Genomic DNA, 7,464 nt, shown 5'->3' on the forward strand with positions numbered 1-7,464 from the left:
CCGCTCCCGTGCCGGGGCGCGAGAAACGGTTGAAATCAGATGGTTGCGCACGCGCCCTTACCCGGAGAAGGTATCCCCAACTGGTTAACCTTAGTTGCTAGAGGTAACCAGCAGGTTCAGATTTCGCCAGAGTTCAAAATGACTTCCAGCAAAGTTCCTGCCCTCGCCGCGCGAATCGAGCGCTTTCCCATCGCGGGCAGTTTCACCATCAGCCGGGGCGCCAAGACCGAGGCCGTGACGGTCGTGGCCGAGGTCAGCCGGAAGGGCCTGACCGGCCGCGGCGAATGCGTGCCTTATCCCCGCTATGGCGAGACGCCCGAGGCGACCCTTGCCGCCATCCAGGCCATGCGGGAGGCCGTGGCCGGCGGCCTCACCCGCCAGGCCCTGCAAGCCGCCATGCCGCCCGGAGCGGCCCGCAATGCCCTGGATTGTGCCCTGATTGATCTGGAAGCCAAGGCGGCGGGCTTGCGGGCCTGGAGCCTGCTCGACCGCCCGTCGCCGGGCGAGCGCACCACGGCCTACACGATCTCGCTGGGCACGCCCGAGGCCATGGCGGCGGCGACTGCCAAAGCGGCGCACCGGCCGCTGCTCAAGATCAAGCTCGGCGGCGACGGCGACGGGGAGCGGATCGCGGCGGTACGCAAGGCCGCTCCCGAATCCGAATTGATCGTGGATGCCAACGAGGCCTGGACCGAGGCCAATCTGGAGCACAATCTTGCCGCCTGCGAGGCCGTCGGCGTCACCCTGGTCGAGCAGCCGCTGCCGGCCGGAAAGGACGACGCACTGGCCCGGATCAAGCGGCCACTGGTGGTCTGCGCCGACGAAAGCGTGCACGACCGCTCTTCGCTGGCGTCGCTCCGCGAGCGCTACGATGCCGTGAACATCAAGCTCGACAAGACCGGTGGCCTCACCGAGGCGCTGGCGATGGCCGATGCCGCGCAGGCGCTCGGCTTCGAGATCATGATCGGCTGCATGGTCGCGACCTCGCTGTCGATGGCGCCGGCGATGCTGGTGACGCCGCAGGCGCGCTTCGTCGATCTCGACGGCCCGCTGCTGCTGACGCGCGACCGCGATCACGCCCTGCGTTACGATGACAGCCTGGTCTATCCGCCGGACTCTTCGCTCTGGGGGTGAGCTTTCAGACGGTGCCGCGCCGACCAGATCACAAGCGCACCGGCAGCGGCCATCGCCGCCATGACGTAATACAGGCCGTCACCGATGCGGGCGTAGATCGCGCCTGACGCGATCGAGGTGGTCGCACCCAGTAGCCCGTTGCATGCGGCGTAATAGCCCTGCCCCCGCGCGATCTGATGCGACGGCACGCGCTGCACCAGCAGACTCATCGTGCCGAGAATGGTCATCCCGAAGGTCAGGCCGTGGCCGAGTTGCACGATCGCCAGCAGCGCGAGCGGCGGATCGTATGCGGTGACGACCCAGCGCACGACCGCGCTCGCGCCCCCGATCGCCATGAGCGAGGACGGGTGCAGCGAGAAGCGCGGCGACAACGCGAACACGATGATCTCGGCGATCACTCCTAACGTCCAGAGCCCTGCGATCGTCAGCCCGCCGAGGCCGTGGGCCTGCCAGTTGATGGCCGAGAACGTGTAGTACGCGACGTGACTGCCCTGGATCAGCGCGGCCGAAACGATAATGGCCCAGAAGGCGGCATCGCGCAGCAGCGCCTTGCTGGCGTGCACCGCAATCGTCCTTCGCCTGACATCGTCGAGCGGCTGCAGCAGCATGCCGGCGGCCACCGCAACCACGGCCCAGGCGACGATGACCCAGATCAGATCGCGCGCCGCAATGTGGTCCACCAGATAGCCGCAGGCGAGCGAGCCGGCCGCGAAGGCTGCCGAGCCCCACAGCCGCACCGGCCCGTAGTCGAGCCCGTAGCGGGCGACGCCACGCAGCGCATAGGCGTCGGTCAGCGGCATGGTCGGCGTCCACATCATGCAGGTCAGCGCATAGATCAGGAACAGCGCCAGCGGCTGCTGCTGCAAGCCGACCGCCGTGAACCCGAGCGCCGTCACCAGCACGGACACCATCATGCCGGCGCGAATCGCATGTCGCTTTTCGGCAAAGGCCGTGATCTGCGGCAGCGTGGTGAAGCGCGTGATCGCCGGCAGCGCGTTGATGAGGCCGATCCAGGCCGCGTCGATGCCGATCGCCTTCAGCCAGACCGGAAAGAACGGCAGATGCGTTCCCGACACCGCGAACACGGCCGAATAGAACAGCGCGAGGCTCACGGCGAATCGCCGCTTCCGAGCTGCTGCGATGGGGATTTGTGATTCGGGCGCCATCAAACCAATTGCGATTCGGTCGATATCGTGATGATCGTTACTGTAACGCGCGGTGATTTGCGCGACGAGATTGACATGGCCAACGAAGCATTCGCCCTCTCGCCTATGTCTGCCCGCGCGGCCGAGCCGAACGAGCAGGATTACGACGCGATCCGCGAAGCCTTCCTGGAGACCGCGCGCGGCCGCTGGTTCCTCGGCGAATACGCCAAGCGCAACCGCAACGCCGACACCCGCATGGTGCTCGATGCTGTCGCGAAAATCGAAGAAACCCTTGCGGCACAGCGCCAGCCCGTCGTCGAGGACCGCCTCCCCGAGGCGCTGGTCGCGATCCGGCACGCGATCCGCGAAGCCGAGACGATCGCGATCGCGGCGTTCGATCCCGGGGCGATCGAGGCGAGCCTCGCGCCGATCCCGCGCGGTCTCCGCATCATCAAGGAGATCTCCTGGCGCTGGCGCGAGATCGGCGCGGACGGGCGAATCTGCGACCTGATTGATTCGCAGCTCGCATCCATCGAGGCGGCCTGCGCGCAGGTTTCGACCATCGATCCCCGCGCCGACCTCAAGGCCGCATTCGATCTGCTCAAGGACCGGATCGACCAGACCGACGCTGACGCAACGCCGCAGGCCGCGCGCCCCTCGCCGGCTCCGGTGCAGGAGGCACCGTCGCCCGTTGCGGAAGCTCCGCTGGCGGAGGCCGCGCCTGCTGCGATGGCCAGCGAAGTAGCCGTGGCTTTTACGGAGGCGCCGCAGGACATCGCAGAGGCGACCGAGCCCGAAACCACCATGGAAGCGGCCGACGTCGTCGCCGAGGCCTTCTCCGTGGCGGAACAGGCGATGGACGCCGCCCTGGAGCCGGAGACCCTCGCGGAGAGCCGGGCCGCGCCTGAAGCCGCCGCTTTTGCAGAGCCGTCCGCTGAGCCCGCCGCCTTTGCCGAGGTGACGGACGAATTTTCGCTCGACGCCGCCGCCGAAGCCGAGGACGAAGCCATACTCGAGGCCATCGCGTTGGAGATGGCCGCGCCCGATCCGGAATTCGACGAGATCATCGAGCCCGTGGAGATGGAAGCGACCGTTCCGGATCCGGTGGTTACGGAGGCCGCAGCGCCCATCGCAGCCGAGATACCGGAGCCGATCGCACCGGAGCCGGCCGCACCGGAGCCAGTCGCCGCCGCAGCGGTCGTGGAGGAGCCCGTCGAGGAAGCGCCGATCGCGATGGAATCGCTGGCGCGCCTCACCAACGCCATTGCGGAAGCCGCCGCCGAAGTGATGGAGCAGCCGGCGCCGGTGATGGCAGCCACCGCGACATTCGGCGCGGCGCAGGCCACGACGCTGCCGATGCCCTCGCCGGTTCCGGAAGCCTCGCTCGGCGCCACCATCCTCGCCAGCGGCATCCTGCAAAAGCCCCGCGCCGCCGCCAACGATCCCATGGCGCCCATCCGCCGCATGACCCAGGCCGAGAAGATCGCGTTCTTCTCGTAAGGGGATGCATCCCGGTCTCGTGTCCCGGACGCGCTGCAACGCCCTTAGCGTTGCTGCGCAGAGCCGGGACCCAGCAAGCAACGAATTCCTGTGCAGCATGGGCCCCGGCTCTGCAGCGCACCGTCGAAGAGACGCTGCGCTGCGTCCGGGGCACGAGAGCGGAGTAAGGAAAAACACTCTCTCCTCAACGTCATTGCGAGCGTAGCGCGCTACGTCGCAGTGACGGATCCTCAGCCCATCACCCGCAATTCCACACTGCCCCGATCGGCGTCCGCGTCCAGCACGGGCCAAAACTGCCGCCATTGTAGCGGCCGCCGCCGAAGCCGGGCCGGCCGAAATAGCGCCACTCACCGTCCCAGCCGTAATATTGCGGGACCGGATCGATGTACCAATGGCGCCGGTCGCTGGGCGACATCCGCCGCATCGCTTCCTTCTGCTTGTAGAGCGGAATGCTGTTGCTCAGCGGCTGGCGATAGCCCGGCAGGAAGCCGTAGCCATGCCAGGCTTGCTTGGAACGCTTTTGGATCGAAGCAGCCGGCGCAACGGCCGGCAGCAGCGATAGGACGATAGCGACAGATAGACACATAAGGCGCGACATGGACCGACCATAAACAGTCGGATGCCGGCAGGCCATTCAAATTCGGGGGGCGATGTAACAAAGCCCATCGCGAAATCGAAGAGATCGGGAACGGAAATTCATCACCGAGGGTCAAGGAAACATGATTGGCGAAGTGATTGTCATTGGCGATCTGCAATTGCGTAACGGCGCCTCTGTCGACGAACACGACCGGCTCGGCGCGCGCATGTACGACATCGTCAGCCGTCTTCCCGGCTTTGTGTCGGTCAAGTCGTTCAAGGCCGACGACGGCGAGGAGCTCACCGTGTTCCGTTTTGCCTCGGAGCAAGCGCTCGAGGCCTGGCGCACCCATCCCGAACATGTCGAGACGATGAAGCGGGGACATGCCGAATTCTATGCCAGCGGCTTCCTGCAGATCTGCAAGGTGATCCGCGAAGTTGGACCATTCGCGCACGCGTGACGCGGTCCCGCATCGTTCGATCGTGCGCTGCTAGCTGATCACGCCCTTCCTGATCAGGAAGCATCCATAGCCCCTGCTGTCGCCGACCTGCACGACGCCAAAGCTCGCCGCCGCCGCGCGATAAAAATCCGGCCGCGAAAGTTTTCCGGGCGTGACCGGCCGGCCGGCGGCGCGTTCGATCTCAGCGAGCACCGCGCGCTGCACGTCGGGGACGCGGTCGGGATCGTCGACCGGCATCATCACGCGTACCGGATCGGGATCGAAATCGTCGAGCGGGTAGACCGACATGATGGCGCGAATCGCGGTCTCCATGCTCATGCCCGGCAACTGGATCAGGCGCTGCGAATTCGTGCTCTGCGCGATGCGTGCCGCGGGGTGATTGGCATCGACGAAAACGAGGTCGTCGCCATGGCCCATGGAAGCCAGCAGCCAGAGCAGGTCGGGCGTGAGGATCGGATCGATCGATTTCAGCATGTGACGGACTGTCCTCCCATGGGGCGCCCACCTTGGCAGGTTCCAAGCGTGATTCAGATCACGCAGCCTACCATGGTGATGGGGATCACGGACCTCAAACTCGAACGCGGCCAAGCTCCGCGGCAACCAATCTCGTATCGAGATCAGTGCCAAAGGAGCACGCCATGTTCCGCCTAAGACCTTTCCTGATGACGGCCAGCCTGCTGGGAAGCCTGTTCGGCTTTGCCTGCGGCCCAGTTTCCGCGCAAGTCGCCCCGGTCGAGCCGGCCCCCACCGCGCTGCAAGGCCCGGAACAGCGGGTGGCGCTGGTGATCGGCAATTCGAACTACCAGAACGCGCCGCAGCTCGCCAATCCGGACAACGACGCGGAGTCCATGGCGAAGTTCCTGAACTCCGCCGGCTTCGAAGTGGTCGCCGCGACCGACCTCACCCAAAACGACATGCTCCGCGTGGTGCAGGACTTCTCCGCCAAAGTGTCGGCGCGCGGTCCGAACACCGTGGCGATGGTCTACTACGCCGGTCACGGCGTGCAGCTCGCCGGCGAGAACTACCTCGTTCCCGTCGACGCCAAGGTCTCGAGCCAGACCGAACTCGTCAACAACTCCGTCCGCCTGGTCGACGTGATGTCGACGCTGGAGACGATCCCGAGCCGCATGCGCATCGTCATCCTCGACGCCTGCCGCAACAACCCGTTCCCGAACGTGAATGATGCCGGCCGCGGCTTGGCCATCGTCGATGCGCCGAACGGTTCGATCGTCGGTTACTCGACCGCGCCGGGCGCGGAAGCGCAGGACGGCACCGGCGGCCACAGCCCCTATACGCAGGCCTTCCTGAACGTCGCGCGCGAGCCCAACGTGCCGATCGAGCAGCTGTTCAAGCGCGTGCGCCTCGAAGTGAACCAGACCACCAGCGGCGCGCAGATCCCGTGGGAGAGCTCGTCGCTGACGTCGGACTTCACCTTCTTCGGCGACACCGCCGTTGCCGCCAACCGCGCGCCGGTGAATGCGCCTGTGGTGCAGATGGCCTCCAACCTGCCGAGCCGCTCGACGCGCCAGGCCTATGACTACGTGGTGTCGGAAGCTCGGCCCGAGTACTATCAGGAGTTCATCCAGATGTATCCGCACGACCCGCTGTGCGATCACGTCCGCTGGCTGCTCAACAACCTGCTGCTCACGCAGGCCTGGCACAAGACGGTGCTCGCAAACTCGCCGGTCGCCTACAAGAACTTCTACGATAGCTACGGCAACACGCCCTATGCGCAGGTCGCGCTGAAGCTCCAGACGCAGCCGAAGCAGATCCCCCTGATGCAGGCGACCAAATTCCTGGCGCCGCAGAACATCGCCCCGACCTTCAAGATCGGCAATCTCGGCCAGCCCAAATACATGCCGCTGCAGCAGGGTAATGGCGGCGCGCAATTGAACGGAAACTTGCCGATCGTGCAGAAGTCGGGCGACAACAACGGCATCGGCAAGCTCGGCAATGGCGGCCAGATCGTCAACCTGCCGGCGGGCAACAACCAGCCCAACCCGCAGAACGGCACGCCGTCGCAGACCCCGGGCAAGATCGTGACCCTGCCCGCGCCGACCAACACCACCAACAACAATGGCGGCATCGGCAAGATCGTGACGCTGCCTGCGACCAATAAGACGCCGAATGGCACTGCCAACGGCACAACCAGTGGCAATCCTGGCAAGATCGTGAGCATGCCGGTGAATGTCGGCAAGGGCGGCACGACCATCGATACGAAGCCCGTCAACGTTCAGACCCAGAACAACCCGATCCGCATCAACAACGGCGTGAAGATCAGCAACAACCCGGTAAACAAGCTGCAGGTGCAGAACAACGACCGCCCGCAGTTCAACACGAACAACCGGATCGTCAACAATGGCAACAACAACTTCCGCCAGTCGATGAACCAGAGCCAGGGTGGCAACAACGGCAACAACCACCGCGGCTTCACGCACTGATGATGCAAAGAAGAAGGTGCGCTCCCTCCCCCGCTTGCGGGGGAGGGTTGGGGAGAGGGTGCTTCCACAAACGAGGATCCCCCGAGAGGAAAGAGCCCCCACCCGGCGCTTCGCGCCGACCTCCCCCGCAAGCGGGAGAGGTTGCACCCAGCCAAGCGGCGCGGTGGGACCCCCCAGGGACAAAAAAAAAAAGGGGCGCGCCGGGGG

At 65.6% G+C, this 7,464-nt stretch carries 7 protein-coding genes; 4 read left to right on the plus strand and 3 right to left on the minus strand.

The genetic code is table 11. The features are described from left to right. Window positions 1-138: 138 nt before the first annotated feature. Window positions 139-1,134, plus strand: coding sequence for an N-acetyl-D-Glu racemase DgcA (gene dgcA / locus AC0L2J_RS21925; protein WP_473394195.1), 996 nt, complete (start codon window positions 139-141; stop codon window positions 1,132-1,134). Here dgcA and AC0L2J_RS21930 read toward each other — a convergent pair. Continuing rightward, entirely contained in the window at window positions 1,104-2,300 is a 1,197-nt protein-coding gene (locus AC0L2J_RS21930; protein WP_473394199.1) for an MFS transporter, read from the minus strand. The two genes, dgcA and AC0L2J_RS21930, sit on opposite strands and share 31 nt — an antisense overlap. Window positions 2,301-2,375: 75 nt before the next feature. On the opposite strand from AC0L2J_RS21930, the gene AC0L2J_RS21935 reads away from it, so the two are divergent. Beyond that, window positions 2,376-3,779 carry a hypothetical protein gene (locus AC0L2J_RS21935; RefSeq protein WP_473394204.1) on the plus strand — a complete coding sequence of 468 codons (1,404 nt, stop codon included), beginning with the start codon at window positions 2,376-2,378 and terminating at the stop codon, window positions 3,777-3,779. Between the two features lie 238 nt (window positions 3,780-4,017). On the opposite strand, the gene AC0L2J_RS21940 is transcribed toward AC0L2J_RS21935, so the two are convergent. Then, window positions 4,018-4,377 carry a hypothetical protein gene (locus AC0L2J_RS21940; protein ID WP_473394208.1) on the minus strand — a complete coding sequence of 120 codons (360 nt, stop codon included), beginning with the start codon at window positions 4,375-4,377 and terminating at the stop codon, window positions 4,018-4,020. 121 nt (window positions 4,378-4,498) lie between these two features. Here AC0L2J_RS21940 and AC0L2J_RS21945 point away from each other — a divergent pair, with 121 nt between their 5' ends. Further along, a complete protein-coding gene (locus AC0L2J_RS21945) occupies window positions 4,499-4,816 on the plus strand; it encodes an antibiotic biosynthesis monooxygenase family protein (RefSeq protein WP_473251262.1) in 318 nt (105 codons plus the stop codon). A 30-nt stretch (window positions 4,817-4,846) separates the two neighbouring features. Here AC0L2J_RS21945 and AC0L2J_RS21950 read toward each other — a convergent pair whose 3' ends face one another. Next, entirely contained in the window at window positions 4,847-5,290 is a 444-nt protein-coding gene (locus AC0L2J_RS21950) for an RbsD/FucU family protein (RefSeq protein WP_473394212.1), read from the minus strand. Between the two features lie 164 nt (window positions 5,291-5,454). On the opposite strand from AC0L2J_RS21950, the gene AC0L2J_RS21955 reads away from it, so the two are divergent. Continuing rightward, window positions 5,455-7,257: a caspase family protein gene (locus tag AC0L2J_RS21955; RefSeq protein ID WP_473394215.1), complete on the plus strand. Its 1,803-nt coding sequence runs from the start codon at window positions 5,455-5,457 to the stop codon at window positions 7,255-7,257. The last annotated feature ends 207 nt before the right edge of the window (window positions 7,258-7,464 follow it).

This window comes from Bradyrhizobium sp. MV1.5, assembly GCF_055807615.1.

What these genes read in the sequence shown, in the direction of transcription:
- AC0L2J_RS21945 (WP_473251262.1), top strand. Translation starts at nt 4,499, where the DNA reads ATGATTGGCGAAGTGATTGTCATTGGCGATCTGCAATTGCGTAACGGC.
- AC0L2J_RS21955 (WP_473394215.1), top strand. Translation starts at nt 5,455, where the DNA reads ATGTTCCGCCTAAGACCTTTCCTGATGACGGCCAGCCTGCTGGGAAGC.
- AC0L2J_RS21950 (WP_473394212.1), bottom strand. Translation starts at nt 5,290, where the DNA reads ATGCTGAAATCGATCGATCCGATCCTCACGCCCGACCTGCTCTGGCTG.
- AC0L2J_RS21935 (WP_473394204.1), top strand. Translation starts at nt 2,376, where the DNA reads ATGGCCAACGAAGCATTCGCCCTCTCGCCTATGTCTGCCCGCGCGGCC.
- AC0L2J_RS21930 (WP_473394199.1), bottom strand. Translation starts at nt 2,300, where the DNA reads ATGGCGCCCGAATCACAAATCCCCATCGCAGCAGCTCGGAAGCGGCGA.
- dgcA (WP_473394195.1), top strand. Translation starts at nt 139, where the DNA reads ATGACTTCCAGCAAAGTTCCTGCCCTCGCCGCGCGAATCGAGCGCTTT.
- AC0L2J_RS21940 (WP_473394208.1), bottom strand. Translation starts at nt 4,377, where the DNA reads ATGTCGCGCCTTATGTGTCTATCTGTCGCTATCGTCCTATCGCTGCTG.